This is a genomic window from Paenibacillus sp. USHLN196 (assembly GCF_037144955.1).
GTDB lineage: Bacteria > Bacillota > Bacilli > Paenibacillales > Paenibacillaceae > Paenibacillus > Paenibacillus xylanexedens_C.
Window position 1 is genome coordinate 73,475 of the sequence record NZ_JBBCYH010000011.1, and the last position, 23,310, is coordinate 96,784.

A 23,310-nucleotide genomic window follows, 5' to 3' on the forward strand; every position below is an offset into this window, starting at 1 on the left:
AGGTTCATGTTGTAAAAGGGTAGACTAAAAAGAACGCCATTTCTCTTGAAATAGGGAAATGGCGTTTGTGTGTTCGACACGTTCTACATATGAAACGTTTCTGTATATATCTTTCGATGACCTACGGGTCATTATTTCACCAGACGTTAACATTTTGTCACAAAGCACGACGTCAATGAACATTTTATCCGGTATAATGAATTTAGTTGTGAAATAAGTGTCAAAGTACCGAAACAAGCGGAGAATATCTTCGCCATCTTAAACCAACAGCAGGTGAGAAAAAATTGAAGCACTTAACTTTGTTTAAATGGTTAACCGTATTAACCTGTCTTGTCATGTTTCTGGCCACTTTTGGTGGAGGCATCGTAACCAAAACGGAATCGGGCCTTGGCTGCGGAACGGAATGGCCTTTATGTAACGGAAAACTCGTTCCCGCACATACTGTGGCTTCACTTATTGAATATTCCCACCGCGCTGTAAGCGCACTGGCTGGATTGTTGTCCATTGCCTCGTTTGTTGCTTTTCTGCAGTTCGGCAAGTCACGCCGTGACCTGCAATTGTTTTCTTTCTTAACCCTGGTATTTGTTATAGTCCAGGGAATCATGGGGGCTTTTGCCGTCGTTTTCTCCCAATCTTCAGCAGTTATGGCACTTCATTTCGGCTTTGCGCTGATTGCCTTTGCCAGTTCGCTAATGATGGCATTGGGCATAAGGCAGGAGGCAAAAGATGGTGGATTGGAGCGTCTGAATAAATACCCTCGGGTCAGTAAAAAATTCAGAAATCTGGTCTGGTTCTCGACGATCTACACGTATCTCGTGGTATACACAGGCGCATTTGTGAGTCACACGGATTCTGCTGGTGGTTGTTCCGGATTCCCGCTCTGTAACGGGCAGATTATTCCTGAGCTTTCAGGCGGGGTAGCCGTTGCTTTTGCTCACCGTGCGGCAGCTGCGTCTCTTGTAATTGTAATCGCAATTCTGGGTCACTTCGCGTATCGTAATCATCCGGATAACAAGGAAATGCGTACCCTTGGCGTTGTATCTGTTTTTCTGATTTTGATGCAAGTGGTCATCGGTATTTTCATGATGGTGACGATGAGCCGTCCGGAAGTATACATGTTCGTAGCTCTTGCACATATGCTGGATATCGCCATACTGTTCGGGATCTTAACGTATATGAGTTTCCTGGTGTACAAGCTGCACCGCCCGGTTAATCGTTTCTAGATCCATTTCTTGGTCTTTGGGCTCAATATTGAAAGTCCACCTTCCAGTGATGTACATCATTGGACAGGTGGACTTTGTTTGATGTCAGGGGGATCAGGGCAACCTATGGCAAGCAGCGTTTATACGTTTACTCCGGAATGAATTAGCATTATGTATTAAAGTGATGAATCTTTATGGATCAGCAGAGTGGAAGAGGAGGTTATATATGCTGCGAACGTTGCTCGGAGAAAAGCCGCGTATAAATGAAGGCAAATTGAAGGAAGCGATGGACTCAATGGCGCATACGCTTGAGCTATTTCAGCGACAGATGCACGTGGATCATGATCCTACTCACGACTATCGTAAACTGTATGTGTGGACACAGGGACTTATCTCTTCCCTGGATGAACTGGAGCAAAGCTGCTTCGCCGCTGCTCATTTTCGGCAAAAGGTCGTTGCAGGTTCTACGGATGATATGACACCGACTGAAAAAGCCGAGTATGCTCGGTATGTGTATTTCTACAAAGATGGCTTCATTCGCTGCTTTGCCATTCTGGATAAAGTCGGCACCGTATTGAATGAGATATTCCAGCTGAATACCTCAAATACAAAAGCGCATTTTTCTTATTTTACCGTGTTAAGGCAGTTCGACTATGCGAGGGAGCATCATGATCTTGCGTTGCAATTAATACAGATCAAGGACTCTTATCGTGAACCGATGAGCAAGCTGCGCAAACGACGTAATATGGAGATTCACTACATGAACTCCGAAATGCATGATGACCTGTGGCAGTTACATCAGACCCTGCAAGGTAAAGTGAAATTGGAGGATCTGAATCAGCATGTGCAGGAAATGCGTCAGGGCGTGGATATGGTCTGTGAAACGTTAACAGCTTCTTATAGTTATATCAATAAAATATGGCAAAGAAATAATTCCCTTTGACAAATCGGAATACTTGGAATATACTGAGTTTCAATTAGAATGTTACAGTGACAAAGATACTGATATTTCAAAAGTTACGTTCACATTATAAGCATAAACTACATGAACTTATAGAATCCTACAACAACATATTTCTTATCGAGAGCGGCGGAGGGACAGGCCCGATGAAGCCCGGCAACCGATTTGTAACGACATGTGTCATTCGTTATAGATGTTAGGTGCTAATTCCTACAAAATGGTGCAAGACACGATTTTGGCAGATGAGAAGGTATATTCTTTCACGTAAAGAGCCCTCTTTGTATCTGCAAAGGGCTCTTTTTTTGTATGTATAGGGGAGTTTTCCTTTAGATCGGGTAAAGATACATGTAGGTGGTTGGAAAGGGGCAAGTGCGATTGATTGAATTAAAAGGTTTAACGAAAACGTACGGCAAAGGGGCAAAATCTACAACGGCACTATCCGAGCTGAATTTGAGCATCCAAAAGGGTGAAATCTACGGAGTGATCGGCCATTCTGGAGCGGGTAAAAGTACACTGATCCGTTGCATTAATTTGTTGGAGCGCCCTACGGAGGGTGAAGTATGGGTAGACGGGATTAACCTGACTGAACTGAACAAAACCGAATTGCAGCAACAGAGACGCAAGATCGGTATGATTTTTCAACACTTTAATCTGTTATCCTCGGCAACGGTGTATGACAATGTAGCTTTTCCGTTAAAGCTTGTGAATACACCCAAGGAAGCCATTGATCGCAAAGTGAAGGAAATGCTCGCCCTGGTTGGTCTGGAGCACCATAGCAGCAAATATCCGGCTCAATTATCGGGTGGACAGAAACAGCGTGTAGGGATTGCAAGAGCACTCGCCAGTGATCCGAATGTACTCCTATGTGATGAGGCCACCTCGGCGCTTGATCCGCAGACGACGAATTCGATTCTGAAGTTATTGCTCGACATTAACGAAAAGTACAATCTCACGATTGTGCTGATTACACATGAGATGCACGTCATTCAGAATATTTGTGACAAGGTAGCTGTCATTCATCAAGGTGGCATAGTGGAACAGGGACCTGTAACCGAAGTATTCCTGAAGCCGCAGCATGCCATTACACGGGACTTTATGATGCGTGATCATGAAGTTGGACTTGCCCTTGAAGAGACTGCTTTGGCGAATGCAGGCTTGGAATTACAGGCAGGTGCTGCTTCCAAACTTGTGAAGATATCCTTTCTGGGTAACAAAACGTATGAAGCGATTTTATCCAGAACGGTACGTAAAACCGGTGTGGATTTTGCCATCCTGCAAGGTACGATCTCTACGATCAAACAGGTTCCTTATGGGCAGCTGACCGTTCGGTTCGAAGGCGATACCAATGCGATTGACCGGACAATATCAGAATTATCCGCAGAGGGACTTGATGTGGAGGTGCTACGTTAACATGGATTTTTCAACAGTACGTTGGGAAGAGATCGGTAAAGCTTCCATAGAGACACTGCAAATTCTGGGTGCATCAGGCTTATTCACTATAATTATTGGTTTGCCACTCGGGGTATTGCTATTCATGACAGCAAGATCCGCATCAACACAATCACGCGTGGTCTATTCTATTCTGTCGTTGATTGTGAACATTTTGCGATCAGTTCCGTTTATCATACTGATTGTCGCTCTTATTCCATTCACTCGTTCGCTGGTTGGTACAGCCACAGGAGTTCTCGGCGTTATACCGCCACTTGTCATTGCAGCCGCTCCTTATTTCGCCCGCTTGGTGGAAACAACACTGCGTGAAGTAGATCGTGGTGTCATTGAAGCAGCACAGGCGATGGGTGCATCGACCGGACAGATTGTAAGACGGGTGCTATTGCCTGAGGCACTACCTGGTCTTCTTGCTGGGATAACCATCACTATCGTTACGCTTGTATCGTATACGGCGATGGCGGGTATGGTTGGCGGTGGAGGTCTGGGAACGCTGGCAATCAACTATGGTTACTTCCGTTATCAAAATGAAATTATGATCATTTCCGTTGTATTTATGGTCATCTTAGTTCAGATTCTTCAGATGGCTGGAGATCGCTTGGTTACATTTTTCACCAGGAAATAACACATAGATAACATGATGGATATGCATTTTTGCGGATGCCACATGAAAAAAATGATTAGAGAAGGGGTTTTACACATGAAAAAATGGTCTTTTGCTCTACTTAGTCTTATGCTGATTGCGGTTCTTGCCGCGTGCGGAAACAACAAGGACGCCGACAGCGGCGCAGACAATGAAGGAGGAGCTCCGCGTACAGTAGAATTGAAAGTGGGAGCTTCACCTACACCGCACGCAGAGATTTTGGAAAGCATCAAGCCTGAACTGGAAGCACAAGGTATTCGTTTGCAAGTCGTTACATTCAATGACTATGTACAACCCAACCAGCAATTGGCTGACGAAAAATTGGATGCAAACTTCTTCCAGCACCAACCTTACCTGGACACAGAGAATAAAGAACGTGGTTTCAACCTCGTTGCTGTAACTCCTGTTCATGTTGAACCTTTTGGTGGATACTCCAAAAAGATTAAGTCTTTGGATGAATTGGCAGATGGCGCAAAAGTAGCAATTCCGAATGACCCATCCAATGGTGGACGTGCACTGTTGTTGCTTGCGAAGGAAGGCGTTATTACCCTGAAAGACAACACAAATATTACATCGACGATTCAGGATATCACAGCAAATCCAAAAAACTTGGATATCATCGAGCTGGATGCAGCCATGATGCCTCGTCAATTGGATGAAGCGGATCTGGTTTTCATCAACGCAAACTATGCATTGGAAGCCAATCTTAACCCTGAAAAAGATGCTTTGCTGATTGAAGATCTGCAAGGTAACCCATATGCTAACATCCTCGTTTCCCGTGAGGATAATAAAGATGCAGATGCAATTAAGAAACTGGCTGCTGCACTGCACTCCGAAGAAGTTAAAACATTTATCAAAGAACGTTACAAAGGTGCAGTTGAACCTGCAACTGAATAATATTACGGAATGTATGAAATGATATGAAGCTTGTGAGCAAAAGCCGTATGTCTCTCTAGAAGAGACATACGGCTTTTTTGTATTTCCTGGTCTGTGCTGACGTGGAAATCAACAGAGTTATCGTTTATCAAATTTATCAACATTAGGTGGATGTGCAGATTGGCGGTAGTAGGATAATTCATTTTGATCAGCATATTGCTGTTCATCCGCTTCTTGCAGGTACCTCCTCTCGGTGGGAGAGAGTTTTTCTTCATCTCCATTTGAGCTTTTGATTTTGTATCTGATCCACCCAATCAGACCAAGAACGACAACGAGGATCAAGGCCCACCCTTTTTGGAGCAAAAGAAGAGCACTGAATTTTTGGGAAGCCGTGTACCCAATCCCGCCCATCAGAAGGCTGTTAAGCCCTATGGTGGATGTTTTGTCAGTCGAAGCATTGTACTCCTCGTACGTATATCCGGCATTGATGCTAAGTTGATTAAGGACCGTTTCCTCGAATGCCTGACGGCTCTGTTGAAAGTTGGCCGTATCTGTAACCAGAATGGCTGTGATGTACCCTTCACGTGTCAGGAGTTTTACATTGTAATTGACCATGGCTTGCTGATTAGCATTTTTAAAACCAAGGGAGTAGACCAACTGATGCTTGGTCTTGTCGTATGCCGGTTCGATTTCCCACCCCGTTATGTACGTTCTATATTCAGGTTCGAGCTCTCTGTTGTCTTCTTCTGTGCCACGGATATAACTGCTTAACAGTTCTTCAGCACTCAGATTTTGATCGTCATCATGAATATGACCTGTCTTCACGTATTCGAACACAACATACCACGAGCCGAATTCGCTATTGCTGGTTAGGCTTCCAATCTCATTCCCATTAGGCTTTCCATCACTGTTAAGTATCGAGCGTTGGGTATTGGCCTTATCCAGATAGGAATGGCTATCAGGGACTTCCAGGGTGGCCTTACCGTCCAGAGAGACGGATGCTGGTCCAGTAATCCAATCATACTCATCAGGCGCTTGGTCAGTCTCACTTTCCGCGGAAACCTGTAAGGCATTAGAGAATGCTAATAAAATGACCACGACTAGTGTGAGAAATAATATCGATCTTCTGTTTTTCATGTTCATGTAGAGATCCTTTCAAGTTATATCATCGACAGTACCATAGGTGTTTGATTTCGATCAAGATATATTTGTCATTTCAGGTGGATACTTCCTAAGGGAGATGCGAGTTGTAGGGGGAGGATAAATCTTTTATACTGGATAAGTGACTGCTCTTTGAAGAGGGGGATGAACGTGAAGGGTAAGATTGCCCTCATAACGGGAAGTGCCAAAGGTCTTGGTAAAATGACGGCCCTCAGTCTGGCAGATCAGGGGTGTCATATTGCCCTTAACTATGTACACAGCAGAACAGAAGCTGAGGCTTTAAAGGCTCAGATTACAGCCAAGGGTGTGCGGTGCATTGCCATCCAGGCGGATATATCCAAGGTGGAAGATATTGCTTCATTGGTGGAACAAGTGGAAGGCAATCTGGGCACCATTGATATTCTGGTGAATAACGCGGGTCCATTTGTTCGTGAACGTCGATTATTTGCAGACTATTCGGAAGATGAGGTTCAGATGCTTGTACAGGGTAACCTGTTGGGACCCATGTTACTGGATCAACGTGTGTTGCCGGAGATGAGACGCAAGCAGTGGGGACGCATCATCCATTTTGGCTTCAGTCATGCTGGAGAAGCGAGATCCTGGCCTCATCGTGCAGTCTATGCGGCTGCCAAGGTAGGTCTGGTATCTTTTACGAAGACACTTGCGGTTGAAGAAGCCCCGTATGGAATTACGGTTAACATGGTATGTCCAGGTGACATTCGTGGGGCGAACAAAGAGAAAACGATTGATGAGATGGCAGGCATAACCGACGTAGAGACGCCAAGAGGGCGTCCTGGCAGTGGTGAAGATATTGCACGAGTCATTACGTATCTGTGTCTGGATCATTCTGATTTTATAACAGGCAACATTATGGATGTATCTGGAGGACTTGATCCGATTCGTCCGACCATACAGCGCGAGGATGCTTAAGGTGAGTAGGAAGAATGTACATCGAAACTGGTCAAGGTGACAGTAAAATGAACTCTCTAGGCATATGTACACAAAAAAGAGCCCTCCGCTTCATGCGAAGCGAAAGGCTCTTGAGGTTTATTTCGTGAAGGATTGATTAGAATACTTGTACGACTTCTTGTACACCCTCAACTTCTTCGAGAAGGGCGCGTTCAATCCCGGCTTTTAAGGTAATAGTGGAGCTTGGGCAACTGCCGCAGGCACCGACCAGTTTCAGCTTAATGATGCCGTCCTCCACGTCGACCAGTTCCACGTCACCGCCATCGCGTTGCAGGAACGGACGAAGTTTGTCAAGCACATCAGATACCTCATCGTACATGGTGCTTTGTGCGTTTTCGCTCATTTTTTTCAACTCCTTTCCTTACTATATTATATTACAAATGGCCATAAATTAAAATGGTCAAACAAAGCAGGTGAACCTATATGAGACCGATTATTGAATTTTGTGCCAATAATATGCATTTTGGCACAGATGAAGTCATGGATCAACTGGAAGAAAATCCAGACTATGACGTGATTGAATACGGCTGCCTCACCAACTGCGGCCAATGTTCTATGACTCCATTTGCACTGGTGAATGGCGAAGTTGTCATCACAGACAAAGTGGAAGATCTATATAACGCCATTTTGGCCAAAATTGCCGAAGCCGATGCCTGGGACGAGCTCGATCTCGACTAACCGAGATGGCGCTTGGACATCCAGAGCACACCACTTTTCAAAATACGAGGTACACGTCCCATCATAGACGTTTTACCCATCAGCCCAAACCCAGACTTCTTGCCAAGTGCACCGAGTGTGCCACGAAGCTTGAGTGGATGTGGATTGGGCTTTTCGCCTTTCCAGAGGGCATGCTGAATATGGGCGATCTGCTCACCCTGCACTTCCGCAGCTTGACCGCTAGGTGCATAAGGGACACTCGCACAGTCACCAACAACATATACATCGGTATATTCCGGAATTTGGTAGTATTCATTCAGGACGACACGACCTTGAGGGTCTTTGGTTACGTCCAGATCCTGTACCACTTTTACGGGCTGAATGCCTGCAGTCCACACGACAGCATCGGTTAGGATCTCTTCATCCCGGTTATAGATGGCGTTCGGTTCAACGCGTGAAATGGCGATATGCCCGCGTGTCTCTACCTGATGTTCGTTGAACCATTCATGCACATACACGGACAGACGTTGTGGAAAGGCGGATAATACACGTTCACCACGATCCAGGATGCTAATGTTCAGATCCGGTCTGCTCTCACGAAGTTCGGCTGCCATCTCTACACCACTTAATCCGCCGCCAACGATGTGCACATTGCCATAGGCTTTGATCTCATTAAGACGAAGGTAGGTCTCGCGTGTTTTACTGAAGCTCTGAATGGTACAGCTATAATCTTCGGCACCTGGGGTGTTGTGGAAACGGTCCGTACAACCAAGTCCAATGACAAGCTTATCGTAAACGAGCGGGTCTTGGCCTTCAAATTCAATCTGACGCTGTTCCAGGTCAATCGAAGTAACTTCTCCATAACGGTAAGTAACTTTATCGCTCACGGGAAATTGGATACGCAGGTCATAATCGGATACGGTTCCTGCTGCGAGTGCGTAATATTCTGTCTTTAATCCCTGAAAGGGGCTGCGGTCCACCAACACAATCTGTGTATCGGCTGGGATTTTACCTTCCAGAAGTTCCTTGATGATGGTGAGGCCGCCATAGCCGCCTCCAAGAATGACGAAATTTTTCATGACTCGGCTTCCTTTCTGCATCAGTCCCACTGAAATGGGGCTGTAACCTGTGGAGCAGCTATGCAATGACATAGCTGCTCCTTTTGTTGGGATTTGAATAATTGAAAAGTAAACATTGAAAATTGGAGATATCATTCAGCAGTTTGCACCACTCGGATTCAAACGTCTCCCTATCATGAAAGTAGCGTTCTGGAGTGATGCGAGTGCAATATTGGTTTTAGATGTCGTTTATATACTATTCGTACACTTGAATTTCATTGTAGAACGTATCACGTTCTACCGGAATGCGTCCTGCACCTTTAATGAGCCATATGAGCTCTTTGCGGGTGAGTCCTTCAGGTGTTAATGCACCTGCTGCATGACTAATCCGTTCGCGAACAATCGTGCCGTGTGCATCCGAAGCACCAAATCCAAGCGCAACTTGAGTCAGCTGTGGACCGATGTTGATGAAGTAGGCTTTGATATGATCAATGTTATCCAGCATCAAACGGCTGATTGCAATTGTTTTGAGATCCTCATACGCCGAGTTACGACGCATAATGCTCGCGTTTTTACTTTTTGGCTGCATGGAAAGCGGGATGAAGACCATGAATCCATTCGTCTCATCTTGCAATTCACGAATCTGCGCCATATGGTTAACGCGGTCCTCATAGGATTCGATCGATCCATACAGCATCGTTGTATGAGTGCGCATGCCCAGGTTATGAGCTGTACGGTGCACCTCAAGATAACGATCCACGTTCGCTTTGTCTACACGCATTTTTTTGCGATATTCATCCGACAGAATCTCAGCACCGCCGCCAGTCAGGGATTGCAGACCTGCTTTTTGCAGCTCCTGCAGTACTTCCTTAATACTGAGTCCACTGATGCGAGTAAAGAAGTCAATCTCGGCTGCCGTGTAGGCTTTCAGCGTAACATTCGGATATTTCTCGTTTAAAGCACGCAGGGAATCGACATAATACTGAAAAGGAACATGGTTGTTATGTCCGCCTACGATATGGAACTCACGTACACCTGGATGAATATGCTGTTCCACATAATCGATCATCTCCTGACCGGATAACGTGTAAGAGCCATCTTCCCCCTGGTCTTTGCGGAAATTACAAAAAGCGCAGTGAGCTTCACATACGTTTGTAAAATAAAGACTCATGTTCTCGATGAAATATACTTTCTTTCCATTCTTCCGCAGGTTGGCCTCATTGGCCAGCTGGCCCAAAGTCAGCAGATCATCTGTTTCATACAGATATACGCCGTCTTCTACACTCAGCCTTACGCCGTTCTGTACTTTCTCAACGATTTCAGCCATTCTTTTGTCTGTGAACGGTGTTACCAATGTAGACATATTGTTTCCTCCTGTTCTTAACCGGATTGGAGTTGTATGTAGGATCTGCATACAGAACTACATAGCAAAGATGCGGTCATCTGCCGCTTTCTTATAAGGACTAACTCTTATTTACCCGGTGCAGCGTGTGCTGCATATGAAAGCTAAATTTTTTCAAAAAATGGAGCCGATTGACTCATATATGCATTGGGGACTGCGTTGCAGTCTCGAAATGTGAAAAAAATTACAACTCCAATTATGACCATCGTCTGAATAAGTCATGACAAAATACCGACATTTCAGTGCGACCACCTATTCATTATAAACCTCGTATCCCGGGGGTTCAATACACTGGGAAGAAAAAGGAGTCGAGGGGGAACGCGGAAAGAGGCAAACATGACTTGAGACCCTTGACGGGGTGGAGTATAATTTAAAGAAGAGTTAATGAAAAGGAGAGTGACCTGGCATGATTAACATCAGCGAAACGGCTGCTGACAGATTGAAAGAGATGCTTGCACAGCAAGAGACACCTGGTATGTTCCTGCGTCTTGGCGTAGCACCGGGCGGTTGTACCGGATTTTCGTACGCCATGGGCTTTGACGATAAAGAGTCCGATGAGGACCTGTATATGGATATTCAGAACATGAAGGTTGTAGTCGAAAAAGAAAACCTGAAATATCTGAATGGTCTTGAAATTGATTTTGAAGAGTCCGGCATGACGGGTGGGTTCACGATTCATAACCCGAACGCGGTAGCGACCTGCGGTTGCGGATCATCCTTCCGTACGAAGGAAGAAGCGGGCGTTCCGGATAAAGATTGTTAAGATTATAGAAATAAGTAAATAAGGCGCAGTTTCGGCGGGTAAAACCGTTGAAGCTGCGCTTTTTATGTGCTTCAAAGTCAGATGGTCTCGGACATTCAAGGTGTTACTAATTTCTGTTACTTGGCGTTATCATTTCAGTCCACATGTTTCTGTTGGTGGTGAATGTCCATAAGATGTTGTTTTCGAAAAGTTCCAGGCGAGATGCCGGTTGTCTTCTTGAATATTCGATTGAAGGAAGTAATGTTCTGGTATCCCACGCGTACACTAATTTCGTTAATCGTCCAGTTCGTCGTAGCCAGCAGTTCACATGCTTTGCGCATGCGGATTTTTTGCAGATGCTCGCTAAAATTGATGCCGGTTTTATCTTTGATATACACGGAGAGATATGTCGTCGACAGATTCAGTTTCTCGGACAGATACTCGAGTGAGATATCCTCCATGTAATGAGAGTTGATAATCTCGTAGAACACGGCGATGGTGGGTTCTTCCACTACTGGGTGTCCGCTATCCTGCATGATGGCAATGGATGAGTTAATGATATGCTTAAAAACAATCTCATAGTCTTCCTGCGAATGGCAGTCCAGAAGCATACTTTTCCATTCGTGCAGAGATGTATCCGTTCTTTTGTATGACAAATGCTGATCCATAACTTCAATGATATGATTGGTTATGGCGAGAGCCAATTGCCTAAACTGAAGCACACTTGCCTCTTTTTTGACGAATTGGGCGAACGCCAGACGTATCCATTCCATGCAGGTGTCTTCTTCCAGCGAATGGAGTGCCTGATCGAACTCACGCCCCCGTTTTAACAGAGGTTGATCCAGATCGGGCAGGGGACGGACCTCACTGATCAACTGCGTTTCCTCTAGCAGGCGGGCTTCGGAGGCAAGACCTCGTAATTGCTGGTAGGTTTCACTGAATTTGGTCGGTTGATTCATTGCCGGAAGGGTACAGATGGTCACGACGTAATAGTGGCTTTCTTCATCCAGACTTGCTTTAAGTTGCTCCAGCAGAGCTTGAAGCTGGACGGTCGAAGCTCCTTTTAATATGGAGACGATCTCGTTTTTCTCCATTTGGAATGTATGATTGGCATGAAACATCTCTTTGGTTTGCAAATGAATATAATCCAGCAAGTGACGTACTGCCCGCTCCCGGTCAAGGGGCATACTTCCAACTTCCGATATCCGAAAACGGATGTCGTAATACACAATCTGATAACTTCCTCCATCCGCCAGGAAATCATTCCACTCACTCAGGTCTGTATTAATATTCTTCAGTTGATTCATATAGGAGTAATTGGTTAGAATTGCGTTCTGACGGTTAAGCTTGTCCACAATCGTATCCTTTTCTTGCTTCAAATCCTCGATCCTGCTCTGAATCAGATCATATTCCCAGATACGACTATCTCTTGCTCTGACATCACCGGCTTCATAACGTGATGTACGGTCCAGCAGGGAGGATAACATATGCTTGACCGGTGTATGCAGGCGGCGGCTTAAATAAAGGGATACCAGCGTTGCTGCCAGAAGTGAGAATACAAAGATAAGAACCATATAACCGGTCAATCGCTGTAATTGATCTGCAATGCGAGTATCTGCCAAAGAGGTAATATAGGTGAGCCCATCCGCAGCCTCTGTCTTGAAATAATATCTTCCATTCTCTTTGAGTGCAGTTGCTCCATTCTGAAAAACAGGTGTTGCTTCTTCCTCTGCTGTTGAGCCCGAGTGGTAAAGGATATTGCTATGATCATCCGTAATAGTCAAGGTATGTCCAGCTGTGGTGCCGAAAAAGGACTCCACTGCTTTCTCGATATCCACCATTGCAATGATCTGGTAAGCCGTTCCAGGTTTCTTGAACGTGTATGGCAGAAGCCGCCTGCTCTCGGGAGACCCTGCGTTCATATGAAAGGAGGTTGAAGGCGAGATCAGGAAAGTGTGAGGCTGATCCGCGAGTGTCTCCCAATGTACCAATGGATAGGTATCGCTTTGATACGATGTGTTGAACATGTAATCCGAACTGCCGCTGCCTGATTTGCCAAACGCAAAGTGCTCTTTTGGAAAATGCACGATCACATCTTCCAGCAAAAACAAAGAATTGTACACATATCCCCGAATGTCCATCATCACATTTTTGGCCTTCAGATAGTCTGCCTGTTCCAATCCCACTCTTTGCAATTGCCGGTTGAATGCGACCAGATTCTGATTGTTATACATTTGGAACAGCATGATCTGAATTTGTTCCATATGATTGGAGAATCGTTCCGCCGTATTCTTCGTTTCATTGTGACTGTTTTGGACAATTTCCTCCTGCAGACTCGTTTTGAATACATAATAAATCAGAATATAGAATAGGCAGAACAATGAAATGATCGCCAAAAAGCTGACAAATAATTTAAAAAACAGGGTTCGTTTTTTGTTCAACATCCAATTCATAGGCCAACCCCTCATTTTATTCTTCTACAGAGAACAAGTTATTTGGCCCATTCTACGCGTGAACTATTAAGCCGCAGAAAGCAGAGTATGAACGTGGTGTAAAAACGGGCTATACCTTTTTTGCGAAAATGGCTGTTTTTTCAGGAAAGATCACGAATGATGTAAATTTCATAAGGATCGGACAAGATCTCAAAAACGGTGTATACCCATTGCAGGTAGTAAGCTGTAACATTCAACTTGCAGCTGAGCCAATTGCAAATAGGCAGGCAGAAGGGGGAATTGCTGATTTTGGAACAGATGACATCCGTCAAGGAGCAGGCATACGGAATTCGGGGGAATGGAAGCAGAGCGAAGAAATCCCGATTACGCTCATTTCGTAGAAATTGGGATCTGTATCTGTTATTTTCGCCTGTCCTCATCTACTTCATTGTGTTTCATTATGTACCCATGTATGGCATGCAGATTGCCTTCAAGGACTTTATTGCCAATAAAGGCATAACCGGAAGCCCGTGGGTGGGATTTAAGCATTTTGAACGGTTTTTTGACAGCTTTTACTTTTGGAGAGTTATTAAAAACACGATGGGTATTGGTTTGTATGAATTAATGGTGGGTTTCCCTATTCCTATTCTTCTGGCATTGATGATCCACGAAGTCAGGTCTGGGAAATTCAGAAGATTTGTGCAGACGGTGACCTACATGCCTCATTTTTTATCTACCGTCGTTATGGTGGGTATGATCATGATGTTTTTGTCTTCTGTCAGTGGATTGATTAATTTGGCAATTACGGCTTTGGGTGGAGAAGCCATCTCGTTCATGACAGAACCGAGTTGGTTCAAGAGTATCTTTGTATGGTCAGGTGTCTGGCAGACAATGGGCTGGAGCTCGATCATCTATTTGGCGGCTCTTGCCGGAGTCGATCCACAGCTACATGATGCAGCCAAGGTGGATGGTGCGACCAGACTTCAACGAATCTGGCATGTGAACATCCCGGGGATTGCCCCGACCATGGTTGTGCTTTTAATTCTTAATGTGGGGTCCATTATGGGCGTGGGATTTGAGAAAGTATTCCTCATGCAAAACGCGTTGAACATGGAAGCATCGGATGTGATCGCAACCAATGTATATCGTAGCGGAATTCTTGGGGCACAGTACAGCTATTCCGCAGCTGTCGGCCTGTTCAACTCGGTTATCAATTTTATATTACTGCTGACCGTCAACCGGCTCGCCCGCAAAGTCAGCTCCAGCAGTTTATGGTAAGGAAGGTGAGGAGATGGCACAAAGTCGTGGTGACCAGGCAGTCGAATGGATAATCTATGCAGCTCTTGCGGTAGTCTCTCTAGTGGTGTTGTATCCCGTATTCTTTGTGGGTATTGCATCGATTAGTAATCCCGAAAACGTCATGCGCGGTGAGGTCTGGCTGTGGCCCCAGGAACTCTCGCTGGTTGGTTATGAACGTCTGTTTGCGAATAGCGAGCTGATGAAAGGATATGGGAACACCTTGTTATACACGGTGGCCGGCACATTGCTCAACCTGGTGATGACCATTGCGGCAGCATATCCGTTATCCAGAGCCGATTTTAGCGGAAGAACTGTTTTTACGGTTTTGATTGTATTCACCATGTTTTTCGGTGGAGGCATGATTCCGACCTACTTGCTCATCAAGGACCTGGGTATGCTGGACACCTTTTGGGTCATGATTATTCCGTCGGCGTTATCCGTATGGAATATGCTGATCATGAAGACGTTTTTTCAGAACTCCATACCGAAGGAAATTCAGGAAGCGGCTTTTATGGATGGTTGTTCAAACATAAAGGTACTGATGCGGATTGTTCTGCCTCTTTCCGGGCCGGTATTGGCCGTCATGGTTCTATTTTACGCAGTGGGGCACTGGAACAGTTATTTTAACGCCCTAATCTATTTGTCAGACCGGGACAAGTATCCGCTGCAATTGTTTTTACGCGAAATATTAGTTCAGGGTCAGATGCAGGAAATGGTCGATATCAGTGACGATTCCCTGGGTCGAAGCATGATGGATGCTGAAGCCATCAAATATGCTGCTGTAATTATTACTAACCTTCCTATGTTGATCCTGTATCCGTTTTTGCAGAAATACTTCATTAAAGGCGTCATGATTGGCGCAGTAAAAGGGTAAACCATAATCCATTTGATTATAAGGGAGTGCATGGAGATGTTGTTTAAAAAGTGGGGCAACTTGACCTTATCCATCGTGATTACAGCGGGTTTAATGGCTGGATGCAGTTCAGGGGAGGCGCCTGCAGGGCAGAGTCAGGATAGTCAATCTAATCTGAATGCTACAGGCATGCCAGTAGTGAAGGAACCGATTGAACTGGATTTTTTCACAGGGAAGTCTACCACCAACGGGAGTAAATTCGAAGAAACACTAATCTGGAAAGCGTACAGTGAGATGTCGAACGTGAAGGTGAACTTCAATCTCGTTCCTTTTGAGACATTGACCGAGAAGCGGAACCTGGCTCTGGCAGGCGGTGACTACCCGGATGTGTTTTACTCTGCTCGTGTGACTTCGGATGAATTGACACGTTATGGTGCCCAGGGTGTGTTTCTTCCGCTCAATGATCTGATTGATGACTATGCCCCAAATTTTAAAAGATTGATGGAGCAGTACCCGGATATTCGTAAAGGGTTGACGATGCCGGATGGCAACATCTATTCGATGCCGTCCTTCTATGATCCCGCTCTGTTATCCATGTTGATTGGTGCACCGCTGTGGATTAATGAAGATTGGTTGAAACAGTTGAACATGGAAGAACCGGATTCAACCGAGAGCTTCTATGAATATCTGAAAGCTGTCAAAACGACAGATCTTAACGGCAACGGCAAAAACGATGAAATTCCTTTTAGCGCTACAGGCATTACGGGCATTATTGATCATGTAAAAGGGGCATGGGGGCTTGGTAACCGTGGACTCGGACACAAGTTGGTTGATGTGGACCCCGGCACAGATGAGCTTCGCTTCACCAAAACATTGCCTCAGTACAAGGAAGTGCTCCAGTATGTGAACAAGCTACATCAGGAAGGATTGCTGGACCCCGAAATATTTACACTGGATGGCGGAGCACTGAATGCGAAAGGTCAGGCGGGAACGCTTGGTGCGACAACGGTGCCCAATCCGGAAACGGTCATGGGACAGAAAAATTTCATCGGTCTTGGTGCCCTGAAAGGTCCTGATGGGGAACAGCTGTATTCTCATGTAAAGGTACCAATGGTCCATGTAGGAGCGTTCGCGATTACGGACAAGAATGAGAACCCTGAAGCAACGATCCGCTGGATGGATCATTTCTATAGTGATGAAGGAGCCCTGCTCTACTTTATGGGGAAAGAAGGGGAGACCTATGAAAAGGATGCAGACGGAAATCTGCAGTACACGCAGGAGATTACAGCGAATCAGGATGGTCTCACCCAAGACCAGGCATTGGCGAAATATTTCACCTGGCTCGGTGGAAGTTATCCGGGCTTAGTGAAGGAAGATTATTTCAAAGGCTCAGAGACACTCCCAAGCTCCCTTCAGGCAGCCGACAAAGCGAAGAACCAAGCCGTAGAGGACATCTGGTACAACTTTAACTTCACGCAGGAAGAATCCGAATTTATGTCCTCAGTTGGAAAAGACATTCAGGATTACGTGACCGAGATGGAAGCAAAGTTTGTGAATGGCAGTGCAGGTTTTGATCAGTGGGAAACGTATGTGAACACTCTGAATAAAATGGGGCTGGACGAGTATATGAAGGTATATCAGGCAGCCTATGACAGGTATAAGACAGAATAGCGATATGAATTGATGACTGGAACAAAGGCTTGATGAAGGAGGGATAAGCTGTGAGAGCTGCTGTACTCGGATGCGGAACGATGGGAGCCGTACATGCCAAAAGTTATGCCAAGTTGAAAAATGTTGAACTGGTTGGGGTTTGTGATGTGGAGAAGGATGAGGCTGACAGGCTGGCTGATGGTTACGGAACGACAGCGTACAGCCGTTTTGAGGATTTGTTGAGCGGGGGGCGCCCGGATGTGGTGAGCATCTGCCTCCCTACATCTTTGCACTGCACGTATACAGTTATGGCCGCTGAAGCGGGCGTGCATGTAATCTGTGAGAAACCGGTCAGTTCGACGGCCAAAGAAGCCGAAATGATGGATGTCGTCTGTCGTTCGAACAAGGTTCATTTGTTTATTGCACATGTGGGTCGCTTCTTCCCTGCCTATATCGATGTCGCCCGTCAGATCGCTGCCGGAGTTATAGGTAAGCCTGGGGTTGCCCATGCCAGTCGTATCGGACCCCATCCGGGGCTGATGAAGAACTGGTACAACGATGAGAGGCATAGCGGTGGTGTCATTATGGATCTGATGATCCATGACATCGATTATATGCGCAGTGTGCTTGGAGAGGTACGTTCCGTGTATGCCCAGCGACGAACCCTTCCTCATTTGGACTATGCTTGGGTAACCTTGAGATTCGAACAAGGAACTATCGCCAATCTGGAAGGGATGTGGGGATACCCGGGGCTGTTCCAGACAGCGATGGAATTCGCGGGAGATCGGGGAATCCTGCATGCAAATTCCGAGAAGGCCAAATCAGTGGTTATCCGTCAGGATGGAGGAGTAGGCCGTATGTCAAGGACGGGAACGGACGACAGGACACACACACCTATCGTTTTAAGGAAAAGTCCTGAGTTTGAAACGGCCTATGAACGTGAACTGTCTCATTTCATTCAATGTATCCAATTCGGGGATCAGCCTAAGATCACGTTTCAGGATGCCTGTAATGCGTCTCGAATTGCCCGTGCTGCACTCCATTCTGCCTACAGCGGAGACTCGGTCAATATGAAAGGTTTTGAGGAGAAGGAGGGAGCATTCAGATGAAACGATTGCGTATTGGCATGATCAGCTTCGCTCATCCCCATGCGTTCAGTTATTTTCGGGAGCTCGCCGCGATAAAGAATGTAGAGGTAGTCGCCATCGCCGATGATAACATGGAGCGGGTTATGACTCTTCTTGATCAAGGCCATATCTCGTATTACGAAGATTACCGCATCATGCTGCAGCTTCCTGAGATTGATGCCGTAATTATATGTTCAGAGAATGTGAAGCATGCGAGCATGGTGATGGAAAGTGCCCGTGCGGGTAAGCATATTTTATGTGAAAAACCGCTTGGAATTAGCATGGATGAAATGAAAATCATGATCGAAATCTGCTCCAAATACAGGGTACAATTGATGACCGCATTTCCCTGCCGATATTTGCCTGCTGTATTGGAGACGAAAAGGGCGCTTGAGCGAGGAGACATTGGTCAAGTGGTTGCGGTTAAAGGGTACAATCGTGGTACAGCACCAGAGGGCTGGTTTCTGGATCCTTCCCAATCCGGGGGAGGAGCGATTCTGGATCATACAGTCCATGTAGCTGATCTGCTTCGATGGTTGTTTAACCTTGATCCGACCGCTGTATATGCAGAGCAAGGACATTTGTTTCATGATCTGGCGGTGGAAGATTCGGGCATGGTGCATATTGAATTGGATCAGGGAGTGATTGCGTTCATTGATACAAGCTGGTCGAGAAATCGGACATATCCCTTCTGGGGAGACGTAAAGTTAGATATCATCGGTACGGAAGGCGTCATACATATGGATGCTTTCGCACAGACAAATGAGGTATACAGCGATCTCGAGGAAAGAGCAAGGTGGAGCTATTGGGGTGAACGTATGAATTATTATATGCTGCAAGATTTCGTGGACTCACTCCTGGCTGGAAGAAGTGTTTTAGTCTCCGGGGAAGATGGTTTACAGGCCACAGCAGTCGCTCTGGCAGCATATGAGTCGATTCAGAAAAAAGGCAGGGTGATACTCAGGAAAGTGGAGGAACATGAAACACGTTACGAACAATAAGTTGTGTGGTAAACCCATAATTTAGACCCGAAGTGATGGGATTTGTCTGTAATAGATGATCTATCAGGGTCTTTTTTTTGTTGTACTAAGGGGAATTCTATAATTTTGCAGAGAGGAATAGTTGACAAAACAAGTTGTAACTACTAAAGTTACAATATGAGTTTTTACTACAAAACACATCAGAGGAGAGATCATGATGAACATTGCAATCATTGGTGCAACAGGCAAAGCAGGAAGTGTAATTTTGAAAGAAGCGGCAGACAGAGGGCATAAAGTAACGGCAATCGTTCGTAATGCATCCAAATTGGAAGATAAAAGTCTGAATACGCTGGAGAAAGATGTATTCGATCTTACAGCTGAAGATCTTAAAGCATTCGATGTGGTTGTAAATGCATTTGGTGCTCCAGCGGGTAAAGAAAACCTGCATGTGGAAGTAGGACAAGCGTTGATCAACATCCTGAAGGATACACCAAACACTCGTCTGATCGTTGTGGGTGGAGCAGGAAGCCTGTTTACGGACGAGTCCAAGACATTACGTGTCTTTGAAACCCCAGGATTCCCTGATGCTTACAAAGCGACAGCAACGAACCAAGGCCAAAACTTGCAGGATCTGCAAGCATCCTCTGGTATTCAATGGACATTCCTGAGCCCAGCTGGATTCTTCAATCCGGAAGGCGTACGCACAGGTAAATATCAAGCAGGCAATGATGTTCTCCTGGTCAACAGTGAAGGTAACAGCTACATCAGTTATGCTGACTATGCCATTGCTTTGGTTGATGAGATCGAAAATCCACAACACAAAAACGAGCGCTTTACCGTTGTTGGCGAAGTGAAGTAATACTTTCTTATCATAGTATAGAACATAACAAACGGACGCTGATCTCAACAGATCGGCGTCCGTTTATTTTAGGTTATCAAAGAGGGATGTTCTGCAATAACGTTAGACAGGTCAGATGATTATTGTTCAACTTCCAACTACTCCTTTGAATCTATGTTATATTATTCTAAAGATGGGAAGGAAATGTGATTAGATGAAAACCATCTTCTCTTCATTGGTATTTTCTGCGATTTCAAAAGTATAAGGGAGTGAACAGTTCTGAAGATGTATTCTAAAGGAGTTATATTATTGATCTTTGTGGTTTTAATGATTAGTGTATCGAGTGGTTCAGGGTTATCCCAATATACAAACATTAAAAATACGATGAATCAATTTCACATCACTTCTCTTTATCCGAAAAATAAGAATGGACAGACATATGGTTCTGCCGCATATGCGACTTCTCCAGAAACGGAACCTGATTTAATCTTGGCTACTGGTGTGGATGGTACAGACGGATATCTGCTGAAAAAAGACATGGATGGCGAGCAACCAAAAACACCTGAAGAAGCTATTGCGATACAGAACAGCAGATCACCAGATGGTCGTGATATCCCACTGTATGACAAGGATGGTGAAACCGTAATTGGTGTGTTTCGTGTTGGAGGAAAGTGAGAGTAACCAATCGGCAGTTGATCAAAAGGATCGGCTGCTTTTTGATTTTAAGATTCATTTAGTTTGCTAAAGGATGTGACGGTAATATGAATTACTTCATTGGAATTACTCCTCCAGATGATTATAAAGAAATGATTGTGGCATTTCGTGATCGTTGGTCAAGTAATCGTCTTAATGATGTAGTCGAGCCTCATATCACTGTAAAAGCGCAGGGTGGTCTTACCGTTGATCTTCATTGGTTAGAAAGTGTAAGACAGACATGCTCTTTAATGCCAAGTTTTCAATTATCATTATCAGAACCGGGATCGTTTGGAAGTGCTGTTACATTTCTTAATGTTGAAACGAGCAATGTCATCGAGTTACATCGAAAGTTGGTAAAAGCGATTTCTCCATCACAAGAACTTTTAGACCGTTACTTTGAAATGGATAAGTATCATCCTCATTTAACCTTGGGGCAAACCTATTGGGGTATGAACGAGACTGAGATTGAAGAAATGAAGCTCTTAACAATGAAGAAATTGGCTCCTTTTCCAACCTTTGATGTCAATTATGTACGCGTATATAAAGAAGTTGAACTAAATAAATACGTACCATTTGAAGATATCCAATTGGGAACTAAAAAGTAATATGAAATCTTACAATAAGGAGTTGAATGAGAAAAATGTCAGCATCATTTTCACATAAGCCCGAAGGATATGAATGTCCATTTTGTTGTATTTGGGGGATCGAGCGACCTGATCAGGGAACAAAACAAAGAGATATCATCTATCAGAATGAAAAGGTAACGGCATTTATAGCGGGCAAATGGTGGCCAAATAATAAAGGACATGTTCTGGTTGTTCCTAATCAGCATTTCGAGAATATCTTTGAACTCCCAGCGGATTACGCTGTTGAAATTCACCGCGCGGCTCAGCTTACAGCATTTGCGATGAAAGGTATATATGGATGTGACGGGATTTCTACGCGGCAACACAATGAGCCTGCTGGCAATCAAGACGTGTGGCATTATCATCTTCATGTTTACCCTAGATATGTGAATGATCAACTTTATCTGTCCAAGGGTTTTCCGTCCGATCCAGATGAACGCTCTTTGTATGCTGATAAGTTGCGTTCTTGGATAAAGGAAAATATATAAGGTTCAGAGGACGCAACTGATAATCCCATTATATAGCTATTCAGTAACAAACCATCTTTGGGAAAGCTTAATATGTAAAAAAGAATAAGTAACAGACTGATTTTTCAAAAATGGAAAAAGAAATACGGTACTTAAAAAGGATAAGCCAACGGACTGGGGAGTTACGACATAAACTTTTCGACGGTTACGAAACTTAATTGCGCACAAATAGTTGCGATACGAAAACCTAACGAAACTATACTTTTGTTAAGAGGAGGGATCAGATGGATTGGCTTATGAGAATGAATCGGGCATTGGATTACATTGAGATGAATCTAGTTGGCGAGATCGAATTGAAGGAAATTGCTCAATGTGCTTATTGTTCTTCGCATCAGTTTCAGAGAATGTTCTCGTTCATTACCAATGTTTCACTTGCGGAATATATACGAAGAAGACGGCTTACTCTCGCTGCAATTGAATTGCAGAATAGTGATAGGAGAGTTGTTGATATTGCTATAAAGTATGGGTATGAATCACCGGTTTCATTCGCAAGAGCTTTTCAATCGTTGCATGGTGTTAATCCAGCGATGGCTCGTGAAGAAGGGACTTCCCTCAAAGCCTATCCTCGGATTTCCTTCCTTATTTCGATAAAAGGAGAAGAGCCTATGAACTATCGAATCGAAACAAAAGAAAGCTTCGAAATATTTGGAATCGAGAAAGTGTTTCAATTAAACGGAACAGAGACTCCGGCAGAGCTATGGAAGCAAAGCCACGAAAACGGGGAAGTTGAAAGACTTGCTACAAATGCTGGTGATTTACCAGACTCGTTGAATCCGAATTATCATAAAGTACATGCTGTGTGCAGCTACAAAAAAACTGGAGAGGATACTTTCCCATACATGTTGTGTACATTTAAAGGTGAAAGAAGTAAAGCCGATGGTTACACAAGTATAACGATACCAGCACACACGTGGGCGATCTTTTCATCTGATCCCTTTACATGGGATAAATTCGATGAAACCATTGAAACCTTATATAGACGCTTCTTTTCTGAATGGCTTCCTACTACTGGATATGAACAGGTAGACGGAATGGAGTTCGAAATTACTGGAGGTAAAGATGAATTGAATTTTGTCGAGCTATGGTTTGCTGTAAGAAAAATATCTTAGTTTTATTTATTTTAAATTATTGATTGTTTCGAATTAATAACTGAATAAATGTAAAG

The 23,310-nt window shown here is 44.6% G+C and carries 23 protein-coding genes and 1 riboswitch; of the genes, 18 read left to right on the plus strand and 5 right to left on the minus strand.

Annotated elements, in window-relative coordinates:
• The first annotated feature begins 284 nt into the window (after positions 1-284).
• The 5 genes from WFI24_RS23895 (at position 285) to WFI24_RS23915 (ending at position 5,149) form a co-directional block, all read left to right on the plus strand.
• On the plus strand, positions 285-1,223 hold the full coding sequence (locus WFI24_RS23895) for a COX15/CtaA family protein (protein ID WP_336764596.1): 939 nt from the start codon (positions 285-287) through the stop codon (positions 1,221-1,223).
• A gap of 205 nt (positions 1,224-1,428) precedes the next feature.
• Positions 1,429-2,145, plus strand: a complete 717-nt coding sequence (locus tag WFI24_RS23900; RefSeq protein WP_336764597.1) for a Cthe_2314 family HEPN domain-containing protein — start codon at positions 1,429-1,431, stop codon at positions 2,143-2,145.
• Between the two features lie 132 nt (positions 2,146-2,277).
• Positions 2,278-2,412: riboswitch (SAM riboswitch) on the plus strand.
• Between the two features lie 126 nt (positions 2,413-2,538).
• Positions 2,539-3,573, plus strand: a complete 1,035-nt coding sequence (locus WFI24_RS23905) for a methionine ABC transporter ATP-binding protein (protein WP_336764598.1) — start codon at positions 2,539-2,541, stop codon at positions 3,571-3,573.
• A gap of 1 nt (position 3,574) precedes the next feature.
• Positions 3,575-4,234, plus strand: a complete 660-nt coding sequence (locus tag WFI24_RS23910; protein ID WP_336764599.1) for a methionine ABC transporter permease — start codon at positions 3,575-3,577, stop codon at positions 4,232-4,234.
• Between the two features lie 75 nt (positions 4,235-4,309).
• Positions 4,310-5,149, plus strand: coding sequence for a MetQ/NlpA family ABC transporter substrate-binding protein (locus tag WFI24_RS23915; protein ID WP_145325085.1), 840 nt, complete (start codon positions 4,310-4,312; stop codon positions 5,147-5,149).
• 117 nt (positions 5,150-5,266) lie between these two features.
• Here the strand turns inward: WFI24_RS23915 and WFI24_RS23920 are convergent, their stop codons facing one another.
• The gene (locus WFI24_RS23920) at positions 5,267-6,265 is read right to left on the minus strand and encodes a DUF2167 domain-containing protein (protein ID WP_336764600.1); all 999 of its coding nucleotides are present in this window, start codon (positions 6,263-6,265) and stop codon (positions 5,267-5,269) included.
• 174 nt (positions 6,266-6,439) lie between these two features.
• On the opposite strand from WFI24_RS23920, the gene WFI24_RS23925 reads away from it, so the two are divergent.
• Positions 6,440-7,219 carry an SDR family oxidoreductase gene (locus tag WFI24_RS23925; protein ID WP_336764601.1) on the plus strand — a complete coding sequence of 260 codons (780 nt, stop codon included), beginning with the start codon at positions 6,440-6,442 and terminating at the stop codon, positions 7,217-7,219.
• Between the two features lie 136 nt (positions 7,220-7,355).
• Here WFI24_RS23925 and WFI24_RS23930 read toward each other — a convergent pair whose 3' ends face one another.
• Entirely contained in the window at positions 7,356-7,601 is a 246-nt protein-coding gene (locus WFI24_RS23930) for a NifU family protein (RefSeq protein WP_053783253.1), read from the minus strand.
• Positions 7,602-7,681: 80 nt separating this feature from the next.
• Between WFI24_RS23930 and WFI24_RS23935 the strand changes: the two genes are divergently transcribed.
• Positions 7,682-7,936 (plus strand): YuzB family protein, encoded by a 255-nt coding sequence (locus WFI24_RS23935; protein ID WP_336764602.1) that lies wholly within the window; start codon positions 7,682-7,684, stop codon positions 7,934-7,936.
• Here WFI24_RS23935 and WFI24_RS23940 read toward each other — a convergent pair.
• Both WFI24_RS23940 and mqnE read right to left on the minus strand, forming a co-directional pair.
• Positions 7,933-8,994, minus strand: a complete 1,062-nt coding sequence (locus WFI24_RS23940; RefSeq protein ID WP_336764603.1) for an NAD(P)/FAD-dependent oxidoreductase — start codon at positions 8,992-8,994, stop codon at positions 7,933-7,935. The genes WFI24_RS23935 and WFI24_RS23940 overlap by 4 nt on opposite strands.
• A gap of 235 nt (positions 8,995-9,229) precedes the next feature.
• Entirely contained in the window at positions 9,230-10,336 is a 1,107-nt protein-coding gene (gene mqnE, locus WFI24_RS23945; RefSeq protein ID WP_145325090.1) for an aminofutalosine synthase MqnE, read from the minus strand.
• Positions 10,337-10,781: 445 nt separating this feature from the next.
• Here mqnE and WFI24_RS23950 point away from each other — a divergent pair, with 445 nt between their 5' ends.
• Positions 10,782-11,138 carry a HesB/IscA family protein gene (locus WFI24_RS23950; RefSeq protein WP_076333177.1) on the plus strand — a complete coding sequence of 119 codons (357 nt, stop codon included), beginning with the start codon at positions 10,782-10,784 and terminating at the stop codon, positions 11,136-11,138.
• Positions 11,139-11,272: 134 nt separating this feature from the next.
• Here WFI24_RS23950 and WFI24_RS23955 read toward each other — a convergent pair whose 3' ends face one another.
• Entirely contained in the window at positions 11,273-13,570 is a 2,298-nt protein-coding gene (locus WFI24_RS23955) for a helix-turn-helix domain-containing protein (RefSeq protein WP_336764604.1), read from the minus strand.
• A 297-nt stretch (positions 13,571-13,867) separates the two neighbouring features.
• Here WFI24_RS23955 and WFI24_RS23960 point away from each other — a divergent pair, with 297 nt between their 5' ends.
• From WFI24_RS23960 to WFI24_RS24005, 10 genes are all read left to right on the plus strand, one after another.
• The gene (locus WFI24_RS23960) at positions 13,868-14,827 is read left to right on the plus strand and encodes an ABC transporter permease (RefSeq protein ID WP_336764706.1); all 960 of its coding nucleotides are present in this window, start codon (positions 13,868-13,870) and stop codon (positions 14,825-14,827) included.
• Positions 14,828-14,840: 13 nt separating this feature from the next.
• Positions 14,841-15,722: a carbohydrate ABC transporter permease gene (locus WFI24_RS23965; RefSeq protein ID WP_336764605.1), complete on the plus strand. Its 882-nt coding sequence runs from the start codon at positions 14,841-14,843 to the stop codon at positions 15,720-15,722.
• A 36-nt stretch (positions 15,723-15,758) separates the two neighbouring features.
• Positions 15,759-17,372 (plus strand): extracellular solute-binding protein, encoded by a 1,614-nt coding sequence (locus WFI24_RS23970; RefSeq protein ID WP_336764606.1) that lies wholly within the window; start codon positions 15,759-15,761, stop codon positions 17,370-17,372.
• A 50-nt stretch (positions 17,373-17,422) separates the two neighbouring features.
• On the plus strand, positions 17,423-18,460 hold the full coding sequence (locus WFI24_RS23975) for a Gfo/Idh/MocA family protein (RefSeq protein ID WP_336764607.1): 1,038 nt from the start codon (positions 17,423-17,425) through the stop codon (positions 18,458-18,460).
• Positions 18,457-19,479 carry a Gfo/Idh/MocA family protein gene (locus WFI24_RS23980; protein ID WP_336764608.1) on the plus strand — a complete coding sequence of 341 codons (1,023 nt, stop codon included), beginning with the start codon at positions 18,457-18,459 and terminating at the stop codon, positions 19,477-19,479. Before WFI24_RS23975 ends, WFI24_RS23980 begins: the two co-directional genes overlap by 4 nt.
• Positions 19,480-19,675: 196 nt before the next feature.
• The gene (locus tag WFI24_RS23985; RefSeq protein WP_336764707.1) at positions 19,676-20,317 is read left to right on the plus strand and encodes an NAD(P)-dependent oxidoreductase; all 642 of its coding nucleotides are present in this window, start codon (positions 19,676-19,678) and stop codon (positions 20,315-20,317) included.
• Positions 20,318-20,605: 288 nt separating this feature from the next.
• Positions 20,606-20,971, plus strand: a complete 366-nt coding sequence (locus WFI24_RS23990; RefSeq protein WP_336764609.1) for a hypothetical protein — start codon at positions 20,606-20,608, stop codon at positions 20,969-20,971.
• A gap of 86 nt (positions 20,972-21,057) precedes the next feature.
• Positions 21,058-21,597 (plus strand): 2'-5' RNA ligase family protein, encoded by a 540-nt coding sequence (locus WFI24_RS23995; protein ID WP_336764610.1) that lies wholly within the window; start codon positions 21,058-21,060, stop codon positions 21,595-21,597.
• Positions 21,598-21,632: 35 nt separating this feature from the next.
• Positions 21,633-22,106: an HIT family protein gene (locus WFI24_RS24000; RefSeq protein WP_336764611.1), complete on the plus strand. Its 474-nt coding sequence runs from the start codon at positions 21,633-21,635 to the stop codon at positions 22,104-22,106.
• Between the two features lie 263 nt (positions 22,107-22,369).
• Positions 22,370-23,254 (plus strand): AraC family transcriptional regulator, encoded by an 885-nt coding sequence (locus WFI24_RS24005; RefSeq protein ID WP_336764612.1) that lies wholly within the window; start codon positions 22,370-22,372, stop codon positions 23,252-23,254.
• The last annotated feature ends 56 nt before the right edge of the window (positions 23,255-23,310 follow it).

What these genes read in the sequence shown, in the direction of transcription:
- WFI24_RS23970 (WP_336764606.1), top strand. Translation starts at nt 15,759, where the DNA reads ATGTTGTTTAAAAAGTGGGGCAACTTGACCTTATCCATCGTGATTACA.
- WFI24_RS23910 (WP_336764599.1), top strand. Translation starts at nt 3,575, where the DNA reads ATGGATTTTTCAACAGTACGTTGGGAAGAGATCGGTAAAGCTTCCATA.
- WFI24_RS23935 (WP_336764602.1), top strand. Translation starts at nt 7,682, where the DNA reads ATGAGACCGATTATTGAATTTTGTGCCAATAATATGCATTTTGGCACA.
- WFI24_RS23980 (WP_336764608.1), top strand. Translation starts at nt 18,457, where the DNA reads ATGAAACGATTGCGTATTGGCATGATCAGCTTCGCTCATCCCCATGCG.
- WFI24_RS23900 (WP_336764597.1), top strand. Translation starts at nt 1,429, where the DNA reads ATGCTGCGAACGTTGCTCGGAGAAAAGCCGCGTATAAATGAAGGCAAA.
- WFI24_RS23995 (WP_336764610.1), top strand. Translation starts at nt 21,058, where the DNA reads ATGAATTACTTCATTGGAATTACTCCTCCAGATGATTATAAAGAAATG.
- WFI24_RS23920 (WP_336764600.1), bottom strand. Translation starts at nt 6,265, where the DNA reads ATGAAAAACAGAAGATCGATATTATTTCTCACACTAGTCGTGGTCATT.
- WFI24_RS24000 (WP_336764611.1), top strand. Translation starts at nt 21,633, where the DNA reads ATGTCAGCATCATTTTCACATAAGCCCGAAGGATATGAATGTCCATTT.
- WFI24_RS23965 (WP_336764605.1), top strand. Translation starts at nt 14,841, where the DNA reads ATGGCACAAAGTCGTGGTGACCAGGCAGTCGAATGGATAATCTATGCA.
- WFI24_RS23915 (WP_145325085.1), top strand. Translation starts at nt 4,310, where the DNA reads ATGAAAAAATGGTCTTTTGCTCTACTTAGTCTTATGCTGATTGCGGTT.
- WFI24_RS23955 (WP_336764604.1), bottom strand. Translation starts at nt 13,570, where the DNA reads ATGAATTGGATGTTGAACAAAAAACGAACCCTGTTTTTTAAATTATTT.
- WFI24_RS23930 (WP_053783253.1), bottom strand. Translation starts at nt 7,601, where the DNA reads ATGAGCGAAAACGCACAAAGCACCATGTACGATGAGGTATCTGATGTG.
- WFI24_RS23950 (WP_076333177.1), top strand. Translation starts at nt 10,782, where the DNA reads ATGATTAACATCAGCGAAACGGCTGCTGACAGATTGAAAGAGATGCTT.
- WFI24_RS24005 (WP_336764612.1), top strand. Translation starts at nt 22,370, where the DNA reads ATGGATTGGCTTATGAGAATGAATCGGGCATTGGATTACATTGAGATG.
- WFI24_RS23985 (WP_336764707.1), top strand. Translation starts at nt 19,676, where the DNA reads ATGAACATTGCAATCATTGGTGCAACAGGCAAAGCAGGAAGTGTAATT.
- WFI24_RS23940 (WP_336764603.1), bottom strand. Translation starts at nt 8,994, where the DNA reads ATGAAAAATTTCGTCATTCTTGGAGGCGGCTATGGCGGCCTCACCATC.
- WFI24_RS23960 (WP_336764706.1), top strand. Translation starts at nt 13,868, where the DNA reads ATGACATCCGTCAAGGAGCAGGCATACGGAATTCGGGGGAATGGAAGC.
- mqnE (WP_145325090.1), bottom strand. Translation starts at nt 10,336, where the DNA reads ATGTCTACATTGGTAACACCGTTCACAGACAAAAGAATGGCTGAAATC.